The following is a 22035-nucleotide window of genomic DNA, read 5'->3' as shown; positions in this document are numbered from 1 at the left end:
CACGGAAAGGAGGCACACCCATGCCACGCAACCTCTGGCTCGGCCTGCCCGGACGGCTCCGGGAGATCAGCCAGGCCGCCACCGCCTTCGAACGCGGTGCGGACCTCGGCATATCCCAGTTCACCTCGCTCGGCGGGCAGATCACCACGATCGCCCCCCGCCGCGCCCCGCGCCGGATCAAGCTCACCTTCGACCGGCTGTCCCCGGAGGACGCCGCCCATCTGGACCGGCTGGCCCGCCGTGTCGACGGCCCCGAACCGGTGGACCTGATCGACCCGGTGGGCCGCAACCTGCTGGACCCGCTCCAGGCCGCGGGCCGCGGGGCGACCAACAGCGCCGCCGGCTTCTGGTACACCTCTGTCACCGGCGCGGGCAGGCTCGAACCGTCCACCGCGCCGGAAGCGGCACCCCACACGTACCTGTGGAAGCCGGAGCAGACCACGGCCCAGCTCAACTGGCACCGCCGCCCCCGTGCGGGCTTCCCGGTGTCGCCCGGGATGCGGGTCCGGTTCACCCTGCCGCCGTCCTGGCGTACGGGGCCCTGCACGACCCGGCTGCACTGGCGGGATGCCGCGGGCACCTACCTGTCGTCCGCCGCCGACACCGGGCACACCCTGCTGGCGACCGCGCCGGCCGGGGCCGCGCTGGTCACCCCCTCCGGGATCGCGGGCGAGATCGGCACCTACGCCCTGGACGGCGCCGTCCTGACCATCGACGACGACCAGGTGCCGGCCGCCCCGGCCAACCTGCTCCCCGCCGACCAGGCCGCCGGCAAGGGACCGCTCACCCAGTGGTCCGCCACCGGACTCACCCTGTCCACGGACGCGTCGGGCTTCGCCGTGGCGTCGCTGGCCGCCACCACCGCGGGCACCCTGACCTTCGTCAACGGCACCGCGAAGGGCCACCCCCTGCCGGCCGGCCCCGGACAGGTCGGGCTGGTGCTGCCGACGGCCGTCCGCACCCGGGCCTCCGGCTGCCAGCTGACCTTCTTCGACGCGGCCGGCGCCACGCTGGGCACCGTCAGCGGATGGTCCCCCGCCGCCGTGCCGGCCGGGGCCGCCCAGGTCTCGGCGACCGTGTCCTTCGCCTCCGCGGCGGCGGCGTTCCAGTCCCGGATCGGGCCGGCCAGGCTGCTGCACACCGACCCGACCGCACCCCAACCGCCCGGCGACGGCTGCCCGGTGATGTCCGTGGTCTCCTACACCGACACCCCGGCCCGCCCCCTGCCGTACCGCAACATCTCGATCGAGCTGGCGGAGGTGACCCATGCGAGTGGCTGACGAGAAACTGACCGACTCGCTCCGCACCGGGGCGCGCCTGACCGACCAGACCGTCCGCCTCGGCGGCCGGGACGTCACCGAGCAGGTGCAGTCCTGGCAGCTGGAGCGCAGCTACAGCACCGATCTGCCCGACGCCATGCGGGCCTTCGCCGGCAGCGCCTCGGCGCAGCTCCAGCTCCAGGTCTCCGGTGCCGACGGACGCTCGGCACCGGCCCTGTACTCGCCGTGGGCGCCGCGCGCCACCGGTGACCTCGCCCGCCCCGGCCAGTCCGTGGTCCAGGGCTACGGCACCGAGGCGGGCGTCCTGCCGGCCTTCCGCGGCACGGTGCGCAACCGCTCCGCCGCCTCCGGGACGGACACCGTGCAGATCACCGCCCTGGACGGGGCGGAGCGGCTGCGCGGTCCGGCCGAGCTGCCCAAGCCGTACGCCGGGTTCTACTGGCGCCGGCCGGTGGCCACCGCCACCTGGTGCGTGGACGAGCTGCTGCGCCAGGCCGGGCTGCACTCCGCTCCCCCGCCGCGCTATCCGGAGTTCCAGGCCGCCGCGCCGCTGACCCTGGTGCACGCCTCCCTGCACGGCGGCTTCGCGGCCGGCTACGGGCAGCCGGAGGTCGTCCCGGACCCCCGGCACTACCGCTGGAGCCGGGAGGGCGCCCCGCACGAGATGGCGCTGGTGCCGCACGCCGCTGCCCCGGACACCGCCGCGCTGACCGCGACCTGGTTCCCGCGCAGCCGGGTGACCGTGCCCGGCAGCCGGCTGTTCGCCGAGGCCTGGGTGAACAGCGCGGTGGGCTTCGGCTCCACCGCGGCCCTGGAGGTGGACCTCAACCGGACCGGCACCCAGACCGGGCGGCTGCGGCTGGCCGTCGACTTCGCGGCCGGCAAGGTGATCATGCACTCGGGCACCCGCGAGGGCACCGGCTGGTTCTTCTCCTGGGGCGTCTCCGCGCTCACCAGGAAGCCGGGAGTGTGGCACATCGGCGGCTTCTTCGACACCGTGTCGGCGGGCTCCTCCGTACTGCCCACGGTGCAGCCCTTCCTCACCGCCCCGGACGGCGTGCACTACCCGTGCACCCCGGCGACCTTCGCGGACGCCTCGGCCGCGCAGCCGGCCGCCGAGCTGTACCAGCTGCGGCTGGTGACCCAGCTGGCCGCCGAGAGCGTCCAGCTCAGCAGCGGTCTGGCCGCGGCCCCCACCGCCTCCGAGTTCGCCCAGACCGGGGCCTGGACCAAGGAGGTGGTGCTCGACGACGCCATCCTGCCGCTGTACGCGCTCCCGCGGGTCTCCGGCTCCCAGTGGGAGGTGATCACCCAGATCGCCAAGGCCAGCATGTCCACGGCCGAGCTGGACGAGCGCGGGGTCTTCCGCTGGCGCAACCACACCCGGTTCGAGAAGACGCCCACCGCGGCCGACCTGACCCTCACCTCCGTACGGGACATCGCGGCCCTCACCGTCACCGAGGAGATCGACGCCTGCCGCAACTACTGCGTCCAGCCCTACCGGGACTGGTCCAAGGTCGCGGTGGTCTCCGGCACCACGTACCACGACACCGCCGTCCGGGAGATCCCGCCGGCCGGCTCGGTGACCCTGAAGTACGTACTTGCGGAGGAGGAGTTCGACGTCGGCCCGCCGAACGTGGACGACGACCAGAGCGTCGCCCCGGGCTTCTCGGTGCGGTTCGCCGCCTCCAACGCGGCCGGCGCGCCGGCCGTCAAGGGCGAGGTGGACATCCTGGCCCGCCGCGAGGAGGGCGTGCTCATCCTGCGGCTCACCAACCGCGGCAGCCGCCGGCTGTACACGGTCTCCGAGGACGGCAGGCCGTCGGTGTTCATCCAGACCCTCAAGCCGTCCACCGAGGCCGCCGAGCGGGAGGCCACCTCGTACTCCTCCGGCAGCGCCAGCGAACGCTTCTACGGCCGGCAGGAGTTCTCCGCCGAGGCCAGCGACTGGGTGCAGGACTACCCCGCCGCCCAGGACCTGGCCGACGCCATGCGGCAGGCCGGGCAGTACCCCGTACCGGTCCTCGGCGAGGTGGAGGTGCTGTACGACCCGCGCATCCAGCTCGGCGACGTCGTACGGGTGGTGGACACCAGCGGCGCCGCCCTCGACACCCTCGCCTGGGTCGTCGGCATCAAGACCGCCTCCACGGCGCCCGGCACCGTCCAGCAGACCCTCACCCTGCGCGGCACCAGGTCCAACGGCCTGCCGCAGGACGCCGGACTGACTCCCGACACCGCCTCCGACCGGGACCCGCTGCCGGCCGGACCCGACTACGCCGCCGTGGCCGCCGCGTACCCCACGCTCGGCGACCTCGCCGCCGACTGGCGCACCTGGCGACGCGTCAAGGAGGGCACCTGATGACCGAGCAGCCGCCCGGGACCGCGCTCCCGCAGCCGGCGACCGACGCGAGCACCACCGAGCCGCCGGGCTCCGACCCGACGCTGCCGGTCGAGGTGGTCGTGGAGGACCACTCCGCCGAGCCCGGCCCCGAGACCCCCGCCCCGCCCGCGCCGGACCTCCCGGCCCCGGACACCGCCCCCGTCGCCCCCGTCACCGGCGGAGGACAGGAGGAGATCGCATGACCACCCAGTACACCCCGCTCAGCGGTCTGCCCTACCCGCAGCCGAGCGACCCCGCCGACCTGCCGGCCCACCTCAGGTCCCTCGCCGAGGCCGTCGACGGGCGCACCGTGCTGCGCTTCGGCACCGCCGCCGAACGAGACGCCAAGGCGCCCACCCCGGTCGCCGGGACCATCGCCTGGATCGCCTCCCCCGGCCGGCTGATGTACTACACCGGCTCGGCCTGGGCGCCGGTCGGCGCGGTGCCCGTCTTCCGGGTCAACATCGACGGCGGCTCCACCACCAGCACCACCTACGCCGAGACCCTCACCGACGCGGTCGGCGACCCGATGAACGCCGCGTTCACCGTGCCCGCCTCCGGCCAGGTGATCATCACCGTCGGCTGCTACATGAACAGCACCAACGCCGGTGTCGCCGCCTATATGTCGGCCACCGTGCGCAACGCCTCCAACGCCGTGGTGCTGGCCGCCTCGGACGACCGGGCCGCGCTGATCATCAACACCAACCGCTCCTCGGTGTCCACGCAGTTCCTGGTCAGCGGCCTGGCGATCGGCACCAGCCACACCGCCACCCCCGGCTACCGCACGGCGAACGCCGCCAGCGCCGGCCACTTCGACACCCGCTTCATCCGCATCGACCCCGTCGTCTGACGGCCATGTGACCGCCCCGCCCGACAAGCACCACGCAACCCGCCCGGCCCCGCCCCACCTCCGCCGCCCGGCCGCCCCGCACCCACCCGCGGGACGGCCGGGCGGCGGCGTTCGCGCACGAGCCAGGGCCCACCGCCAAGGAGGCCCCGATGGCAGTCCCCCTCACCCCCGACCGGCTCCTCGCCGCCCTGCGCGCCGAGGGCGTCCACGTCGTCGAGCACCCCGGCTGGCGCACCCGCAACCGCAACCACAAGGGCGCCTGGGGACCGGTGCACGGGGTGATCGTCCACCACACCGTCAGCAGCGGCTCCGCCGCCTCGGTCGCGCTCTGCCGCGACGGCCACGCCGCGCTGCCCGGCCCGCTCTGCCAGGCCGTCGTCGACAAGGCGGGCACCGTCCATCTGATCGCCAACGGCCGCGCCAACCACGCCGGTTCCGGTGACGGCCGGGTGCTGCGCGCGGTCACCGCCGAGGCGGCCGCCCCCGCGCCCCGGTCCCAGGACACCGACGGCAACGCGCACTTCTACGGCTTCGAGTGCGTCAACCTCGGCGACGGCCGGGACCCCTGGCCGACCGCCCAGCTCGACGCCGTCGAACGCGCCGCCGCCGCACTCTGCCGGGCCCACGGCTGGTCCGCCGCCTCGGTGATCGGCCACAAGGAGTGGACCGCCACCAAGATCGACCCCCGGGGCTTCGCGATGAGCGGTCTGCGCGAGCGGATCACCGCCCGCCTCGCCGCCACCCCCCAGGGCCGCCCCGCCCCGCGCCACCACCCCTTCCCCGGCCGGGCGTTCTTCACCGGCTCCCCGGACTCCCCGCTGATCACCGCGATGGGCCGCCGGCTGGTCGCCGAGGGCTGTTCGGCGTACGCGCAGGGGCCCGGCCCCCGCTGGAGCGAGGCCGACCGGCGCTCGTACGCCCGGTGGCAGCGGAAGCTCGGCTACCGCGGCGCCGACGCCGACGGCCGGCCGGGCGCCGCGTCCTGGGACGCCCTGAAGGTCCCGTACACACCCTGACGTCCCGAGGAGGGGAGATCCCGTGTCCGACACCGCCAAGCGCACGGCCCGTACCGTGCTGCAGACCGCCCTCGCGCTCGCCGTCGTCCTGCCCGCCGTCGTGGAGGCGGCCGGGCTGCCGGCCGCCCTGCCCTGGGTCGCCGGGGCACTGGCCGCCGCGGGGGCGCTGACCCGGGTGATGGCCCTGCCCGCCGTACAGGCGCTGCTGCCCCGCTGGCTCCGCACCGAGGCGGCCGAGGGCCCGCACACCGTCCACGCCCCGGGGGCCGCCCATGAACGGAACTGACCGCAACGACCCGATCATGGTCACCCTGGAGCTGGAGCGGCTGCGGGGCACCGTGGAGGCAGGGTTCGCCCGCGCCGACGGCTCGCTCGCCCTGCTGGTCCAGCGCAGCGACCAGACCGACAAGCAGCTGGCCGACCACGAGGCCCGGCTGGACGCCCTGGAGCACTCCCGCTGGCCACTGGCCAGTGTCTCGGTGCTGATCGCCGCCGCCGGGCTGGTCCTCGCCCTCTGGACGGCCACCGGCCGTTGAGACCCCGCCGTACGCCGAAGGGCGGCCACCCCCAGCCTCGGGAGTGGCCGCCCTTCGTATCGCTACTTACTGGTTGTACGGACCGTAGTCGTAGTCCTCCAGCGGAACGGCCTGGCCGGAGCCGGTGCCGAACGGCGAGTAGTCGATGTCGTCGTAGCCGACGGCCGAGTACATCGCGGCCTTGGCCTCCTCGGTCGGCTCGACCCGGATGTTGCGGTAGCGGGACAGGCCCGTACCGGCCGGGATGAGCTTACCGATGATCACGTTCTCCTTCAGGCCGATCAGGGAGTCGGACTTGGCGTTGATCGCCGCGTCCGTCAGGACCCTGGTCGTCTCCTGGAAGGAGGCCGCCGACAGCCACGACTCGGTGGCCAGCGACGCCTTGGTGATACCCATCAGCTGCGGACGGCCGGAGGCGGGGTGACCGCCCTCGGTGACCACCCGGCGGTTCTCCGACTCGAACTTCGACCGCTCGACCAGCTCGCCCGGCAGCAGCTCCGCGTCGCCGGACTCGATGATCGTCACCCGGCGCAGCATCTGCCGGATGATGATCTCGATGTGCTTGTCGTGGATCGACACGCCCTGCGAGTTGTAGACCTTCTGGACCTCGCCGACCAGGTGGACCTGGACGGCCCGCTGGCCGAGGATGCGCAGCACGTCGTGCGGGTTGGTGGCACCCGCGGTGAGCTTCTGGCCCACCTGGACGTGCTCGCCCTCGGAGACCTCGACACGGGCGCGCTTCGAGATCGGGAAGGCCGTCTCGTCGCTGCCGTCGTCGGGGGTGACGACGATCTTCTTGGTCTTCTCGGTCTCCTCGATCCGGACGCGGCCGGCCGCCTCCGAGATCGGGGCGACACCCTTGGGCGTACGGGCCTCGAAGAGCTCGACGACACGCGGCAGACCCTGGGTGATGTCGTCACCGGCCACACCACCGGTGTGGAAGGTACGCATCGTCAGCTGGGTGCCGGGCTCACCGATGGACTGGGCGGCGATGATGCCGACCGCCTCGCCGATGTCCACCAGCTTGCCGGTCGCGAGCGAACGGCCGTAGCAGAAGGCACAGGTGCCCACCGCGGACTCGCAGGTCAGGACCGAGCGGGTCTTGACCTCCTCGACGCCGGCGGCGACCAGCTGGTCGATGAGCACATCGCCCAGGTCGACGTTGGCGGGCGCGATGACCCGGCCGTCGACCACGACGTCCTCGGCGAGCATCCGCGCGTACACGGACGTCTCGACGTCGTCCGCCTTGCGGAGCACACCGGCCTCGTCCCGGCCCGCGATCTTCAGCTTCAGACCACGCTCGGTGCCGCAGTCCTCCTCGCGGATGATCACGTCCTGCGAGACGTCCACCAGACGACGGGTCAGGTAACCCGAGTCGGCGGTACGCAGCGCGGTGTCGGCCAGACCCTTACGGGCACCGTGGGTGGAGATGAAGTACTCCAGCACGGACAGGCCCTCGCGGAAGGACGCCTTGATGGGACGGGGGATCGTCTCGTTCTTGGCGTTCGACACCAGACCACGCATACCGGCGATCTGACGCATCTGCATCATGTTTCCGCGCGCGCCCGAGTTGACCATCATGAAGATCGGGTTGGTCTTCGGGAAGTTGGAGTTCATCGCCTCGGCGACCTCGTTGGTCGCCTCGGTCCAGATCTTGATGAGCTCCTGGGTGCGCTCGTCCTTGGTGATCAGACCGCGCTCGTACTGCTTCTGGACCTTCTCGTCGCGCGCCTCGTAGGAGCGGACGATCTCCTTCTTCGCCTCGGGGACGACGACGTCCGAGATGGCGACGGTGACGCCGGAGCGGGTGGCCCAGTAGAAGCCGGAGGACTTCAGGTTGTCGAGCGTGGCCGCCACGATGACCTTGGGGTAGCGCTCGGCGAGGTCGTTGACGATCTCGGAGAGCTGCTTCTTGCCCACCGAGTAGTCGACGAACGGGTAGTCCTCGGGCAGCAGCTCGTTGAAGAGCGCGCGGCCCAGCGTGGTGCGCAGCCGGAAGCTGTCACCCTGCTGCCACTCGGGCTCACCCTCCTCGGCCACCGGCGGGGTCCAGTCGCGGGGCGGGACGGTGCCGATCGGGAAGCGGATGTCGATCTTCGCCTGGAGCGAGAGCTCCCGGGCGTCGAACGCCATGATCGCCTCGGCGGTCGAGTTGAACGCCCGGCCCTCGCCCTTGACCTCGCGCTCGTCCTCGTCGGTGGTGAGGAAGAACAGGCCCAGCACCATGTCCTGGGTCGGCATGGTGACCGGACGGCCGTCGGCCGGCTTGAGGATGTTGTTCGAGGACAGCATCAGGATGCGGGCCTCGGCCTGCGCCTCCGCGGACAGCGGCAGGTGCACGGCCATCTGGTCGCCGTCGAAGTCCGCGTTGAACGCGGTGCAGACGAGCGGGTGGATCTGGATGGCCTTGCCCTCGACCAGCTGCGGCTCGAAGGCCTGGATGCCGAGTCGGTGCAGGGTGGGCGCACGGTTCAGCAGCACCGGGTGCTCGGCGATGACCTCTTCGAGGACGTCGTACACCACGGTGCGGCCACGCTCGACCATGCGCTTGGCCGACTTGATGTTCTGCGCGTGGTTCAGGTCGACCAGGCGCTTCATCACGAACGGCTTGAACAGCTCCAGCGCCATCGCCTTGGGCAGACCGCACTGGTGCAGCTTGAGCTGCGGGCCGACGACGATGACGGAACGGGCCGAGTAGTCGACGCGCTTGCCGAGCAGGTTCTGGCGGAAGCGGCCCTGCTTGCCCTTGAGCATGTCGGACAGCGACTTCAGCGGGCGGTTGCCCGGACCGGTGACCGGGCGGCCGCGGCGGCCGTTGTCGAACAGGGCGTCGACGGCCTCCTGGAGCATGCGCTTCTCGTTGTTCACGATGATCTCGGGCGCGCCGAGGTCGAGAAGCCGCTTCAGGCGGTTGTTGCGGTTGATGACGCGGCGGTACAGGTCGTTGAGGTCGGAGGTCGCGAAGCGGCCACCGTCCAGCTGCACCATCGGACGCAGGTCCGGCGGGATCACCGGGACGCAGTCCAGCACCATGCCCTTGGGGCTGTTGCTGGTCTGCAGGAAGGCGGAGACGACCTTGAGGCGCTTGAGCGCACGGGTCTTCTTCTGGCCCTTGCCGGTGCGGATGATCTCGCGGAGGCGCTCGGCCTCCTCGTCGAGGTCGAAGGACTCCAGGCGCTTCTGCAGCGCGGCGGCGCCCATCGAGCCGTCGAAGTAGGTGCCGAAGCGGTCGCGCAGCTCGCGGTAGAGCAGCTCGTCGCCCTCCAGGTCCTGGACCTTGAGGTTCTTGAAGCGGCTCCACACCTCGTCGAGGCGGTCGATCTCGCGCTGGGCGCGGTCGCGCAGCTGCTTCATCTCGCGCTCGGCGCCCTCGCGCACCTTGCGGCGCACGTCGGCCTTGGCGCCCTCGGCCTCCAGCTCGGCCAGGTCGGTCTCGAGCTTCTTGGCGCGGGCCTCCAGGTCGGCGTCGCGGCGGTTCTCGATCTGCTGGCGCTCGACGGAGACATGGGCCTCCAGCGAGGGCAGGTCGCGGGTGCGGCGCTCGTCGTCCACGTACGTGATCATGTACGCGGCGAAGTAGATGACCTTCTCAAGGTCCTTCGGGGCGAGGTCCAGCAGGTAGCCCAGCCGGGACGGGACGCCCTTGAAGTACCAGATGTGGGTGACGGGGGCGGCCAGCTCGATGTGGCCCATCCGCTCACGGCGCACCTTGGCGCGGGTCACCTCGACGCCGCAGCGCTCACAGATGATGCCCTTGAAGCGGACGCGCTTGTACTTGCCGCAGTAGCACTCCCAGTCCCGGGTCGGACCGAAGATCTTCTCGCAGAAGAGTCCGTCCTTCTCGGGCTTGAGGGTGCGGTAGTTGATGGTCTCCGGCTTCTTGACCTCGCCGTGGGACCACTGACGGATGTCGTCAGCGGTGGCGAGGCCGATACGCAGCTCGTCGAAGAAGTTGACGTCGAGCACTATGCGTCAATCCCTCTCAGGGTCGTGCCCCTCGTGATCAGCGAGTGAAGATCAGCGAACGTAATGGGGCGCTCAATCATGGTCTGTACGGTCCCGGGGACGGCCGGGGCTCCTGGTTCGGAGCCCCGGCCGGGCCCGTCAGACCTCTTCGACGCTGCTCGGCTCGCGCCGCGACAGGTCGATGCCGAGCTCCTCCGCCGCGCGGAAGACGTCCTCGTCGGTGTCGCGCATCTCGATGGACATGCCGTCCGAGGACAGCACCTCCACGTTGAGGCACAGGGACTGCATCTCCTTGATGAGCACCTTGAAGGACTCGGGGATGCCGGGCTCAGGGATGTTCTCGCCCTTGACGATGGCCTCGTAGACCTTCACACGGCCGGTGACGTCGTCGGACTTGATGGTCAGCAGCTCCTGGAGGGCGTACGCGGCGCCGTAAGCCTCCAGCGCCCACACCTCCATCTCACCGAACCGCTGGCCACCGAACTGGGCCTTACCACCCAGCGGCTGCTGGGTGATCATCGAGTACGGGCCGGTCGACCGGGCGTGCAGCTTGTCGTCGACCAGGTGGTGCAGCTTGAGGATGTACATGTACCCGACCGAGATCGGGTCCGGGAACGGCTCGCCGGAGCGGCCGTCGAACATCCGGGCCTTGCCGGTGGGCTCCACCATCCGCTCACCGTCCCGGTTGGGGATGGTGTGCTGGAGCAGGCCGGCCAGCTCGTCCTCGCGGGCGCCGTCGAACACCGGGGTGGCGACGTTGGTGCCCGGGGCGACCGAGTCGGCGCCGATGGCCTGGAGGCGCTGCGCCCAGTCGTCGGCGAGGCCGGAGACGTCCCAGCCGCGGCTGGCGAGCCAGCCGAGGTGGATCTCCAAAACCTGTCCCGGGTTCATCCGGGACGGGACGCCGAGCGGGTTGAGGATGATGTCGACCGGGGTGCCGTCCTCCAGGAACGGCATGTCCTCGATCGGCAGGATCTTGGAGATGACGCCCTTGTTGCCGTGGCGGCCGGCGAGCTTGTCACCGTCGGTGATCTTGCGCTTCTGGGCCACGTAGACGCGGACGAGCTGGTTGACGCCCGGGGGCAGCTCGTCGCCCTCCTCGCGGTCGAAGACGCGCACGCCGATGATCTTGCCGGTCTCGCCGTGCGGCACCTTCAGCGAGGTGTCGCGGACCTCGCGCGCCTTCTCGCCGAAGATCGCGCGGAGCAGGCGCTCCTCCGGGGTCAGCTCGGTCTCGCCCTTCGGGGTGACCTTGCCGACCAGGATGTCGCCGGCGACGACCTCGGCACCGATGCGGATGATGCCGCGCTCGTCGAGGTCGGCGAGGACCTCCTCGGAGACGTTCGGGATGTCCCGGGTGATCTCCTCGGGGCCCAGCTTGGTGTCACGGGCGTCGACCTCGTGCTCCTCGATGTGGATCGAGGAGAGGACGTCGTCCTGCACGAGGCGCTGCGACAGGATGATCGCGTCCTCGTAGTTGTGGCCCTCCCACGGCATGAAGGCGACCAGCAGGTTCTTGCCGAGCGCCATCTCGCCGTTCTCGGTGGCGGGGCCGTCGGCCAGCACCTGGCCCTCGATCACCCGGTCGCCCTCGGAGACGACGACCTTCTGGTTGACCGAGGTGCCCTGGTTGGAGCGGGAGAACTTGGCGATGCGGTACGTGGTGTACGTGCCGTCGTCGTTGGCGACGGTGACGTAGTCGGCCGAGACCTCCTGGATGACACCGTCCTTCTCCGCCTTGATGACGTCGCCGGCGTCGGTGGCGCAGCGGTACTCCATGCCGGTGCCGACCAGCGGGGCCTCCGCCTTGATCAGCGGAACGGCCTGGCGCATCATGTTCGCGCCCATCAGGGCGCGGTTGGCGTCGTCGTGCTCCAGGAACGGGATCATGGCGGTCGCGACCGACACCATCTGGCGCGGCGAGACGTCCATGTAGTCCACGTCGTCGGGCGCGACGTAGTCGACCTCGCCGCCACGGCGGCGGACCAGGACGCGGGCCTCCTCGAAGCGGAGGTCGTCATTGAGCGGCGCGTTGGCCTGCGCGATGACGAAGCGGTCCTCCTCGTCGGCGGTCAGGTAGTCCACCTCGTCGGTGACCTGACCCTCGACGACCTTGCGGTACGGGGTCTCCACGAAGCCGAAGGCGTTGACCCGGCCGTAGGAGGCGAGCGAACCGATCAGACCGATGTTCGGGCCTTCGGGGGTCTCGATCGGGCACATGCGTCCGTAGTGGGACGGGTGCACGTCGCGGACCTCGAAGCCGGCCCGCTCACGGGACAGACCGCCGGGGCCCAGCGCCGAGAGGCGGCGCTTGTGGGTCAGGCCCGAGAGCGGGTTGTTCTGGTCCATGAACTGCGACAGCTGGCTGGTGCCGAAGAACTCCTTGATGGAGGCGACGACCGGCCGGATGTTGATCAGGGTCTGCGGCGTGATCGCCTCGACGTCCTGGGTGGTCATGCGCTCGCGCACGACCCGCTCCATACGGGCGAGACCCGTACGGACCTGGTTCTGGATCAGCTCGCCGACGTTGCGCAGGCGGCGGTTGCCGAAGTGGTCGATGTCGTCGGTCTCGACGACGATCTCGGTGCCGTTCTCGCCGGTCGTCTCGGTCTCGCCGGCGTGCAGCTTGACCAGGTACTTGATGGTGGCGATGACGTCGTCGGTGGTGAGCACGCCGGCGTCCAGCGGCTCGTCCGCGCCGAGCTTCTTGTTGACCTTGTAGCGGCCGACCTTCGCCAGGTCGTAGCGCTTGGGGTTGAAGTAGAGGTTCTCCAGCAGCGTCTGCGCGGCCTCACGGGTCGGCGGCTCGCCCGGGCGCAGCTTGCGGTAGATGTCGAGCAGCGCGTCGTCCTGGCCCTGGGTGTGGTCCTTCTCCAGGGTGGCGCGCATGGACTCGTACTCGCCGAACTCCTGGAGGATCTGCTCGGTGGTCCAGCCGAGCGCCTTGAGGAGGACGGTGACGGACTGCTTGCGCTTGCGGTCGATGCGCACACCGACCATGTCGCGCTTGTCGATCTCCATCTCCAGCCAGGCACCCCGGGACGGGATGATCTTGGCGGAGAAGATGTCCTTGTCGGACGTCTTGTCGATGGAGGAGTCGAAGTAGACACCGGGCGAGCGGACCAGCTGGGACACCACGACACGCTCGGTGCCGTTGATGACGAAGGTGCCCTTGTTGGTCATGAGCGGGAAGTCGCCCATGAAGACCGTCTGGGACTTGATCTCGCCGGTCTCGTTGTTGGTGAACTCGGCCGTGACGAAGAGCGGCGCGGCGAACGTGAAGTCGCGCTCCTTGCACTCGTCGATGGAGTTCTTCGGGGGCTCGAAACGGTGGTCGCGGAAGGTCAGCGACATCGACCCGGAGAAGTCCTCGATCGGAGAGATCTCCTCGAAGATCTCCTCCAGACCGGACTTGGTGGGAACGTCCTGTCCGGACTCCAGAGCGGCCTCGACACGAGCCTTCCACGCCGCGTTGCCGAGCAGCCAGTCAAAGCTCTCGGTCTGCAGAGCGAGCAGGTTCGGAACCTCGAGGGGCTCCTTGATCTTTGCAAAGGAGATGCGCAGCGGGGCGGTGCTGGCGCCGTTGTTCGTATTCGCGGTCGAGGCGTTGCGCGAGGCGGCCAAGAGGGGGTCCTTCCGAGGGCTCGGACTCACTACGCGCGTACCGGCCCCTCGGCGGACATATCGGCGAACACTCCACATCCTGGTGGAAGACCAGGTCAGAGAGGTAGGCCGACGATGTTCTTACGAGGGTATGCCCCTGGTGACGGGCAGGGAGCAGCTAACAGGCAGCGCAAAGGGACAGTGTAGCCACATGGCTCACTGATGTCCAGGGCGAGTAAATCGCATCCCTCGTTGTTCTCAACTCCACGGCCCTCGCGCCGTCGGCGCACATCGATACTTCCCACTGCGCCGTCGATCCATGCCTCGGATGCGGACCGTTGTGACGGCGCGTCCTGAGAATTGCGCGCCGCGTGCGGTTCGTCAAGGCCCTCGGCCCCGCGCGGCGCACGGCGAAGATCACCATACCCCCCGTGCGGCACGGTGCAAGGCAGCCGCCCCACCTGTCCCGGGTACGCCGAAGGGCGACCACCCGGATGGGTGATCGCCCTTGGGGACGCCCGCTGACGGGCGCCGTACGGAGCGCTCAGGCCCCGCTCATCGAGTCATCGGACCCGAAGGAGAGTCACTTGACCTCGACGCCGGCGCCGGCGGCCTTGAGGGACTCGGCAGCCTTCTCGGCGGCCTCCTTGGTGACCTTCTCCAGGACCGGCTTCGGGGTGCCGTCCACGAGGTCCTTGGCCTCCTTCAGACCCAGCGAGGTCAGCTCGCGCACGACCTTGATGACCTGGATCTTCTTGTCGCCGGCACCGGTGAGGATGACGTCGAACTCGTCCTGCTCCTCGGCGGCCTCGGCGGCCGGGGCACCGGGGACACCGGCGGCGACGGCGACCGGAGCGGCGGCGGTGACGTCGAACTTGTCCTCGAAGGCCTTCACGAACTCGGAGAGCTCGATGAGGGTCATCTCCTCGAACTGAGCGAGCAGGTCGTCCTGAGAGAGCTTCGCCATGATGGCGGTCCTTCCACTAATTCGGCTGGTGCCGGATGTACTGGGTGAGGCGGGCGTACGTCGGCCCGCTGCGACCCCCGCCGCCTCAGGCGGCAGGAGTCAGAAAGCGAGCCGAGTTACTCGGCACCGCCCTGCTCGTCCTGCTTGGCACGAAGCGCTTCCACGGTGCGGACGAGCTTCGAGGGGAGCGCCTGGAAGAGCGCGGCAGTCTGGGACTGCTTGCCCTTCATGGCACCCGCCAGCTTGGCGAGCAGAACCTCGCGGGACTCGAGGTCCGCGAGCTTCTTGATCTCATCGGCGGACAGCGCCTTGCCGTCAAGGACACCGCCCTTGATGATCAGGTTGGGGTTGTCCTTGGCGAAGTCACGGAGACCCTTCGCCGACTCCACCGGGTCACCGGTGACGAAGGCGACCGCCGTCGGGCCAGCGAAGAGCTGGTCGTCGAGCGAGTCGATCCCGGCCTCACGGGCCGCAATCTTGGTCAGCGTGTTCTTCACCACGGCGTACTGGGCGTTCTCACCGAGCGAACGGCGCAGCGTCTTGAGCTGCGCCACGGTGAGACCGCGGTACTCGGTCAGCACGGCGGCGTTCGAGCTGCGGAACTTGTCCGTCAGCTCGGCAACCGCGTCAGCCTTGTCGGGCCTCGCCATGAGCCTCGGCCTCCTTCCGGGTGATTCAGGACCGCGCTCGCTGAAAGGGAAGGAGACTTGCGCAAAACGAAACGCCCCGGCGCAGGCGCACGGGGCGTGACTCGACCAGAACCGGAATTCTGGGAGTTCATCCACTGTCACCTGCGCAGGCCGTCCGCGATCAGCGGAATCCTTCGGCTGTCGCGGCTACGGGAGCGCACGTCAGCGACCAGCGGTCTTTGGCTTCCGGGGAAGCGTACGGGAGCGGTACGCCGCCATGCAAATCGGGCCATCCGGGTGAGGCGCCGACGGTGCGGGACCGGCGCGGGGCCGACGGTGCGGGACCGGCGCGGGGCCGACGGTGCGGGACCGGCGCGGGGCTGCGGCGCGGGGCCGACGGTGCGGGCGTACGGGACGGGGGGCCTGGGCGGGCCCGTACGGACCCTGTACGGGTGCGGGAGGCTCCGTACGGGCCCGGTGGCGCCCGCCCCCGCCTCGGCCGCGTACCCGAACGCCTCCAACCCTCGTACACGAGCGCCCCCGCCCCCGTACACGCGGACGGCCCCCGTCCCCTCCGGCGTGCGGAGGGGACGGGGGCCGGATGCACGCGGTGCCCGCGGCGGTCGTCAGGTTCAGACGGCGGCCGGGTCCTCCTCGACGAGGAGGTTGCGGGTGCGGTTCGGGTCCAGCGGGATGCCGGGGCCCATGGTGGTGGTCAGGGTCGCCTTCTTGATGTAGCGGCCCTTCGCGGCGGACGGCTTGAGGCGGTTGATCTCCTCAAGGGCGGCCGCGTAGTTCTCCACCAGCTTGGTCTCGTCGAAGGAGACCTTGCCGATGATGAAGTGGAGGTTGGAGTGCTTGTCCACGCGGAACTCGATCTTGCCGCCCTTGATCTCGGTGACGGCCTTGGCGACGTCCATGGTGACGGTGCCGGTCTTCGGGTTCGGCATGAGACCACGCGGGCCGAGGACGCGGCCGAGGCGGCCGACCTTGCCCATGAGGTCCGGGGTGGCGACGACCGCGTCGAACTCGTTCAGGCGCTGGCCCTTGGAGATCTCGTCGATCAGTTCGTCCGAGCCGACGATGTCGGCGCCGGCGGCCTCCGCGGCCGCAGCACGGTCACCGGTCGCGAAGACCAGGACCCGGGCGGTCTTGCCGGTGCCGTGCGGGAGGTTCACGGTGCCACGGACCATCTGGTCCGCCTTGCGCGGGTCGACACCCAGGCGGAAGGCGACCTCGACGGTGCCGTCGAACTTGGTGGCGGCGGTGTCCTTGGCGATACGGACGGCCTCCAGCGGCGCGTAGCTACGCGTCTTGTCGACCTTGGCGTCCGCGCTGCGGAGAGCCTTGCTGCGCTTCACTTCTTCTCCTGCGTTGTTCAGGGGTGGAGTCGTGGTCCGGGCCGGCGCTGGCCCTGCCACTGGGGTACGGGGCTGATGCTCAGCCTCCGACCGGGGAACGTCAGCCCTCGACGGTGATGCCCATGGAACGGGCGGTGCCGGCGATGATCTTCTCGGCGGCGTCGAGGTCGTTGGCGTTCAGGTCGGGGAGCTTCGTGGTGGCGATCTCGCGGACCTGGTCGCGCGTCAGCTTGGCGACCTTCGTCTTGTGCGGCTCGCCGGAGCCCTTGTCCACACCCGCGGCCTTGAGGATCAGCTTGGCGGCCGGCGGAGTCTTGGTGATGAAGGTGAAGGAGCGGTCCTCGTAGACCGTGATCTCCACCGGCACGACCATGCCACGCTGCGACTCGGTCGCGGCGTTGTAGGCCTTGCAGAACTCCATGATGTTGACGCCGTGCTGGCCCAGCGCGGGGCCGACCGGCGGGGCCGGGTTGGCCGCGCCGGCCTGGATCTGGAGCTTGATAAGCCCCGTGACCTTCTTCTTCTTGGGAGGCATAGCTCTCTCCGGGTCCTAGTGAGAGTTTTCCAGCCACCGTCCGGTCATCCGGATGGAGGCATACCGCACAACGATAACGGGTATGGCTGTACGGCCAAAAACCGACAGGTCAGGCACGGCCCGGAGGCCGACCTGACCTGTCGGAAGACTGCTTGGATCCGTCAGTTCTTCTGGATCTGGTCGAAGCTCAGCTCGACCGGGGTCTCGCGGCCGAAGATCTCCACCAGGCCCTTGACCTTCTTGGAGTCGGCGTTGATCTCGTTGATGGTGGCCTGGAGGGTGGCGAAGGGGCCGTCGGTGACGGTGACCGAGTCGCCGACCTCGAAGTCCAGCACCTGCACCTCGACCTTGCGGGCGGGGGCGGGCTTGCCCTCGGCCTCGGCGGCCTCGCGGGCGGCCTTCTCCTCGGCCTCCGGGGCGAGCATCTTGACGATCTCGTCCAGGGTCAGCGGGTACGGGTCGTAGGCGTTGCCCACGAAGCCGGTGACGCCGGGGGTGTTGCGGACGACGCCCCAGGACTCGTTGGTGAGGTCCATGCGGACGAGGACGTAACCGGGCAGCTTGTTCTGCCGGACGTTCTTCCGCTCGCCGTTCTTGATCTGGACGATCTCTTCCTCGGGGACCTCGGCCTGGTAGATGAAGTCCTCGACGTTGAGCGAGACGGCGCGCTGCTCCAGGTTGGCCTTCACGCGCTTCTCGTAGCCCGCGTAGGTGTGGATCACGTACCACTCGCCGGGCAGCCCGCGCAGCTCGTCGCGGAGCGCGGCGACCGGGTCGACCGGGGCCTCGGGCGCGGCGTCGGGCTCCGCCTCCGCCTCCTCCTCGGCCAGCGCGGCGTCCTCGGCGTCGGCGGCGCCCTCGGCGTCCACCGCGGCCTCGACGTCCTGCGCGACCGCGACCGGCTGCGCCTCCACGGCGTCGTCCTCGACCAGGGCCTCGTCCTCGGCCTCGATGAGGGACTCTTCCTCGACCAGGGCCTCGTCCTCGGTCAGCGCCTCGTCCTCGACGTGCAGCGCCTCTTCCTCGGCGGCCTCGCCGGCGGCGGCGTCCGCAGCTTCCGCCTGGTCCTCGTCGGCCGCCTTGACGATGTCGAGCTCGTCCTGGGCGGACTCGTTCAGGTTCGGGTCAGACACGGTGGCTGCTTCTTCCTGGATACAGATGGGGTGGAACATGCGAAAAGGGGCGCCCGACGGGGCGCCCTCCGCGGGAATCAGCCGAAGACGTACTTGACTGCTTCCTGGAAGCCGAGGTCGATCACGGTCACCAGACCGATCATGACGACGACGAAGATGATCACGACGGTGGTGTATGTCGACAGCTGGCTGCGGGTGGGCCAGACGACCTTGCGCAGCTCGGCGATGATCTGCCGGTAGAAGAGCGCGAGACGGCCCAGCGGGCCCTTCTTGCCGCGCTTGCCGCCCTTGCGGTTCTTCTTGGGGGCCTCGTCCTCGGCATCAGGCATGTCGATGGAGCCTACGGCGTCCGTCATGTCTCTCACCTGATTCCGGGTCGGCCGTGCCGCGCCCGGGTTGAGCCGCACGGCGGTGCAATGACATACATACCTGCGCACACATCCTGGCGGTGTGTGGAGCAGGGCCGGAGGGACTTGAACCCCCAACCGCCGGTTTTGGAGACCGGTGCTCTACCAATTGAGCTACGACCCTCTGTCGTTCTCCACCAACGTACCGCATCGGGAGCGGTGGTCGGTGCGAGCCAACGAGCAGTGAGTGTACGTGGTCAGCGGCCTCCCGTCGAACAGAAAGCGGCGGCGCCCCCGCCCCGGCCGGCCCCGCCGCACGGCCGTACACATCCCGCCCGTACCGCGAAACCCGGGTACGGGGGCCCCGCGGGGTCTGGGACGATGGGCCGCATGAGCGCTGCTACTCCTCCCTCCGAGCGCCGGGTCTCCGCCCGAGTCGGCGCGATCTCCGAGTCCGCGACCCTCGCCGTGGACGCCAAGGCCAAGGCCCTGAAGGCCGCCGGGCGTCCGGTGATCGGCTTCGGCGCCGGTGAGCCCGACTTCCCGACGCCGGACTACATCGTCGAGGCCGCGATCGAGGCCTGCCGCAACCCGAAGTACCACCGCTACACCCCGGCCGGCGGCCTGCCCGAGCTGAAGAAGGCCATCGCCGAGAAGACGCTGCGGGACTCCGGCTACCAGGTCGACCCGGCCGAGGTGCTGGTGACCAACGGCGGCAAGCAGGCGATCTACGAGGCGTTCGCCGCGATCCTGGACCCGGGTGACGAGGTCATCGTGCCCGCCCCGTACTGGACGACCTACCCGGAGTCCATCCGGCTGGCCGGCGGTGTCCCGGTGGAGGTGGTGGCCGACGAGACCACCGGCTACCGGGTGTCCGTGGAGCAGCTGGAGGCGGCCCGCACCGAGAACACCAAGGTCGTGCTCTTCGTCTCCCCGTCCAACCCCACCGGCGCGGTCTACAGCCGCGAGGACGCCGAGGCGATCGGCCGCTGGGCCGTCGAGCACGGCCTGTGGGTGCTGACCGACGAGATCTACGAGCACCTGGTATACGGGGACGCGGAGTTCACCTCGCTGCCCGCGCTCCTGCCCGAGCTGCGCGACAAGTGCGTCGTGGTCAACGGGGTGGCGAAGACCTACGCGATGACCGGCTGGCGGGTGGGCTGGATCATCGGCCCCAAGGACGTGGTGAAGGCGGCGACCAACCTCCAGTCGCACGCCACCTCCAACGTCTCCAACGTGGCGCAGGTCGCCGCGCTGGCCGCGGTCTCCGGCAGCCTGGACGCGGTCGCCGAGATGCGGACCGCCTTCGACCGCCGCCGCCAGACCATCGTGCGGATGCTCAACGAGATCGACGGCGTCCTCTGCCCGACGCCCGAGGGCGCCTTCTACGCGTACCCCTCGGTGAAGGCCCTGCTGGGCAAGGAGATCCGCGGCAAGCGCCCGCGGACCACGGTGGAGCTGGCCGAGCTGATCCTCACCGAGGTCGAGGTGGCGGTCGTGCCGGGTGAGGCGTTCGGCACCCCCGGCTATCTGCGGCTGTCCTACGCGCTGGGCGACGAGGACCTGGTCGAGGGCATCTCGCGGGTGCAGAAGCTGCTGGCCGAGGCGCGCGACTGACCGGCGTACACCGCCTGCGAGCGGGTCCGGGGACGCCTCCCCGGGCCCGCTCTCGCGTTCTGGCAAGCACCCGATCAGGGCCCGGACAGGGAAAGGGGCTGCCCTCGGCGCGCCGCCTTTGGCAGGATCCTGGGATGGAGCACCCTCACCCCCCGCGCGATCTGCGTCTGCTGCCGAAGGCCCATCTGCACCTGCACTTCACCGGCTCGATGCGCCCCGGCACCCTGCTGGAGCTGGCCGACAAGTACGGCATCCACCTGCCCGACGCGCTGCGGGGAGGCGAGCCGCCGAAGCTGCGGGCGACCGACGAGCGGGGCTGGTTCCGCTTCCAGCGGCTGTACGACGCGGCGCGCTCCTGCCTGCGGGAGCCGGAGGACATCGTGCGCCTGGTGCGCGAGGCGGCCGAGGAGGACGTCCGGGACGGCTCGGGGTGGCTGGAGATCCAGGTCGACCCCACCTCGTACGCCCCCCGGCTCGGCGGGCTGATCCCGGCGCTGGAGATCATCCTGGACGCGGTGGACTCCGCCTCCCGGGAGACCGGGCTCGGGATGCGGGTGATCGTCGCGGCGAACCGGATGAAGCACCCGCTGGACGCCCGCACCCTGGCCCGGCTCGCGGTGCGGTTCGCGGACCGCGGGGTGATCGGCTTCGGGCTCTCCAACGACGAGCGGCGCGGGATGGCCCGGGACTTCGACCGGGCGTTCGCCATCGCCCGGGAGGGCGGGCTGCTGGCCGCTCCGCACGGCGGCGAGCTGACCGGCCCGGCCTCGGTACGGGACTGCCTGGACGACCTGGGCGCGGCGCGGATCGGGCACGGCGTACGGGCGGCGGAGGACCCGCGGCTGCTGCGCCGGCTGGCCGAGCGGGGCGTGACCTGCGAGGTGTGCCCGGCGTCCAATGTGGCGCTGGGGGTGTACGAGAAGCCGGAGCAGGTGCCGCTGCGGACGCTCTACGAGGCGGGGGTGCCGATGGCGCTCGGGGCGGACGACCCGCTGCTGTTCGGCTCCCGGCTGGCCGCCCAGTACGAGTTCGCCCGGGCCCACCACGGCTTCACCGACGAGGAGTTGGCCGAGCTGGCCCGCCAGTCGGTGCGCGGCTCGGCGGCCCCGGAGGATGTCCGGGCGAAGCTGCTGGCCGGCGTGGACGAATGGCTGGGGTCCTAGCCCGCCGCATCCCCCGCGTCCGGTCCGATGCCGGCCAGCAGGGTGCGGGCGAGGGAGGCGGCGAAGGCGTCCAGGCCCTGCGGGGGACGGCCCGCGGGGGTCGCCTCGTAGGCGAACGCCCGGTGCACACAGGCGCCGAGGAGCAGTGAGGCGGCGGCCGAGGGGTCGGCTCCGGGGCGCAGCCGGCCGGCATCCCGCTCGGCGGTGAGGTAGCGGGTCAGCGCCTCGACGGGCTGGTGGGGTCCGGCGCCCAGCTCCCGCAGGACGGCGTCGTGCCGCTCCTTGAGCCGGGGCTCGGCGTAGAGCGAGGCGCCGATCGGGAAGCTCTCCGCGTAGAAGAGGGCGGCGTGCCGGGCGACGTCGGTGAGGTTCTCCTCGACCGTGCGCCCGCCGGGGTCGGCGGTGAGCCGTTCGAGCAGTGGACCGAGCCGGGGCAGCCGCTCCCGCAACACGGCGACGAACAGCTCCTCCTTGCTGCCGTAGAACTTGTACAGCGCCGCCTCGGAGCAGTCGGCCGCCCGGGCGATCTCCTTGGTGGTGGTACGGGCGAGGCCGATCCCGCGCCACAACTCGTGGGCCGCGTCCAGGATGCGCTCCCGCGCGGGCTTCGTCACGTGGGGGCCTCGCTCTCCGGTCGTGGTCGGTCGCGGTC

The 22035-nt window shown here is 70.6% G+C and carries 18 protein-coding genes and 1 tRNA gene; 9 read left to right on the top strand and 10 right to left on the bottom strand.

What is annotated here, in order from left to right:
- Window positions 1–20 precede the first annotated feature (20 nt).
- The 7 genes from M1O15_RS23550 to M1O15_RS23520 all read left to right on the top strand — a co-directional run bounded on the left by M1O15_RS23550 (window position 21) and on the right by M1O15_RS23520 (window position 6062).
- Window positions 21–1280 carry a hypothetical protein gene (locus tag M1O15_RS23550; RefSeq protein ID WP_248636124.1) on the top strand — a complete coding sequence of 420 codons (1260 nt, stop codon included), beginning with the start codon at window positions 21–23 and terminating at the stop codon, window positions 1278–1280.
- Complete coding sequence (locus tag M1O15_RS23545; protein ID WP_248636123.1) at window positions 1273–3639, top strand: hypothetical protein; 2367 nt, start codon at window positions 1273–1275, stop codon at window positions 3637–3639. Before M1O15_RS23550 ends, M1O15_RS23545 begins: the two co-directional genes overlap by 8 nt.
- Window positions 3639–3863 (top strand): hypothetical protein, encoded by a 225-nt coding sequence (locus M1O15_RS23540; protein ID WP_248636122.1) that lies wholly within the window; start codon window positions 3639–3641, stop codon window positions 3861–3863. The genes M1O15_RS23545 and M1O15_RS23540 overlap by 1 nt, the downstream gene beginning before the upstream one ends.
- On the top strand, window positions 3860–4510 hold the full coding sequence (locus tag M1O15_RS23535) for a hypothetical protein (protein WP_248636121.1): 651 nt from the start codon (window positions 3860–3862) through the stop codon (window positions 4508–4510). Before M1O15_RS23540 ends, M1O15_RS23535 begins: the two co-directional genes overlap by 4 nt.
- A 149-nt stretch (window positions 4511–4659) precedes the next feature.
- Entirely contained in the window at window positions 4660–5526 is an 867-nt protein-coding gene (locus tag M1O15_RS23530) for a peptidoglycan-binding protein (RefSeq protein WP_248636120.1), read from the top strand.
- A gap of 22 nt (window positions 5527–5548) precedes the next feature.
- A complete protein-coding gene (locus M1O15_RS23525; RefSeq protein ID WP_248636119.1) occupies window positions 5549–5812 on the top strand; it encodes a hypothetical protein in 264 nt (87 codons plus the stop codon).
- Complete coding sequence (locus M1O15_RS23520) at window positions 5799–6062, top strand: hypothetical protein (RefSeq protein ID WP_248636118.1); 264 nt, start codon at window positions 5799–5801, stop codon at window positions 6060–6062. The genes M1O15_RS23525 and M1O15_RS23520 overlap by 14 nt, the downstream gene beginning before the upstream one ends.
- A gap of 66 nt (window positions 6063–6128) precedes the next feature.
- On the opposite strand, the gene M1O15_RS23515 is transcribed toward M1O15_RS23520, so the two are convergent.
- The 9 genes from M1O15_RS23515 to M1O15_RS23475 form a co-directional block, all read right to left on the bottom strand.
- Window positions 6129–10028 (bottom strand): DNA-directed RNA polymerase subunit beta', encoded by a 3900-nt coding sequence (locus M1O15_RS23515; protein WP_248636117.1) that lies wholly within the window; start codon window positions 10026–10028, stop codon window positions 6129–6131.
- A gap of 138 nt (window positions 10029–10166) precedes the next feature.
- The gene (gene rpoB, locus M1O15_RS23510) at window positions 10167–13652 is read right to left on the bottom strand and encodes a DNA-directed RNA polymerase subunit beta (protein ID WP_248636116.1); all 3486 of its coding nucleotides are present in this window, start codon (window positions 13650–13652) and stop codon (window positions 10167–10169) included.
- A gap of 562 nt (window positions 13653–14214) precedes the next feature.
- Window positions 14215–14598 carry a 50S ribosomal protein L7/L12 gene (gene rplL / locus M1O15_RS23505; protein WP_248636115.1) on the bottom strand — a complete coding sequence of 128 codons (384 nt, stop codon included), beginning with the start codon at window positions 14596–14598 and terminating at the stop codon, window positions 14215–14217.
- Window positions 14599–14714: 116 nt separating this feature from the next.
- Entirely contained in the window at window positions 14715–15248 is a 534-nt protein-coding gene (rplJ, locus tag M1O15_RS23500; RefSeq protein WP_248636114.1) for a 50S ribosomal protein L10, read from the bottom strand.
- Window positions 15249–15859: 611 nt separating this feature from the next.
- Window positions 15860–16588, bottom strand: coding sequence for a 50S ribosomal protein L1 (gene rplA, locus M1O15_RS23495; RefSeq protein WP_248636113.1), 729 nt, complete (start codon window positions 16586–16588; stop codon window positions 15860–15862).
- 100 nt (window positions 16589–16688) lie between these two features.
- Window positions 16689–17123 (bottom strand): 50S ribosomal protein L11, encoded by a 435-nt coding sequence (rplK, locus tag M1O15_RS23490; RefSeq protein ID WP_105867024.1) that lies wholly within the window; start codon window positions 17121–17123, stop codon window positions 16689–16691.
- A gap of 161 nt (window positions 17124–17284) precedes the next feature.
- Entirely contained in the window at window positions 17285–18256 is a 972-nt protein-coding gene (gene nusG, locus M1O15_RS23485) for a transcription termination/antitermination protein NusG (protein ID WP_248636112.1), read from the bottom strand.
- A gap of 77 nt (window positions 18257–18333) precedes the next feature.
- Window positions 18334–18612 carry a preprotein translocase subunit SecE gene (secE, locus tag M1O15_RS23480; RefSeq protein WP_248636111.1) on the bottom strand — a complete coding sequence of 93 codons (279 nt, stop codon included), beginning with the start codon at window positions 18610–18612 and terminating at the stop codon, window positions 18334–18336.
- A gap of 102 nt (window positions 18613–18714) precedes the next feature.
- Window positions 18715–18787: transfer RNA gene (locus M1O15_RS23475), tRNA-Trp, on the bottom strand.
- Between the two features lie 206 nt (window positions 18788–18993).
- Here M1O15_RS23475 and M1O15_RS23470 point away from each other — a divergent pair.
- Window positions 18994–20220 (top strand): pyridoxal phosphate-dependent aminotransferase, encoded by a 1227-nt coding sequence (locus M1O15_RS23470; protein ID WP_248636110.1) that lies wholly within the window; start codon window positions 18994–18996, stop codon window positions 20218–20220.
- A gap of 134 nt (window positions 20221–20354) precedes the next feature.
- Window positions 20355–21383, top strand: a complete 1029-nt coding sequence (locus M1O15_RS23465; RefSeq protein ID WP_248636109.1) for an adenosine deaminase — start codon at window positions 20355–20357, stop codon at window positions 21381–21383.
- Here M1O15_RS23465 and M1O15_RS23460 read toward each other — a convergent pair.
- Window positions 21380–21997, bottom strand: a complete 618-nt coding sequence (locus M1O15_RS23460) for a TetR/AcrR family transcriptional regulator (RefSeq protein WP_248636108.1) — start codon at window positions 21995–21997, stop codon at window positions 21380–21382. The genes M1O15_RS23465 and M1O15_RS23460 overlap by 4 nt on opposite strands.
- Window positions 21998–22035 lie beyond the last annotated feature (38 nt).

The sequence above is a fragment of the Streptomyces lichenis genome (assembly GCF_023218175.1).
In the GTDB taxonomy this organism is placed as follows: Bacteria; Actinomycetota; Actinomycetes; order Streptomycetales; family Streptomycetaceae; genus Streptomyces; species Streptomyces lichenis.
This window is presented reverse-complemented; position numbering and strand designations above follow the sequence as displayed.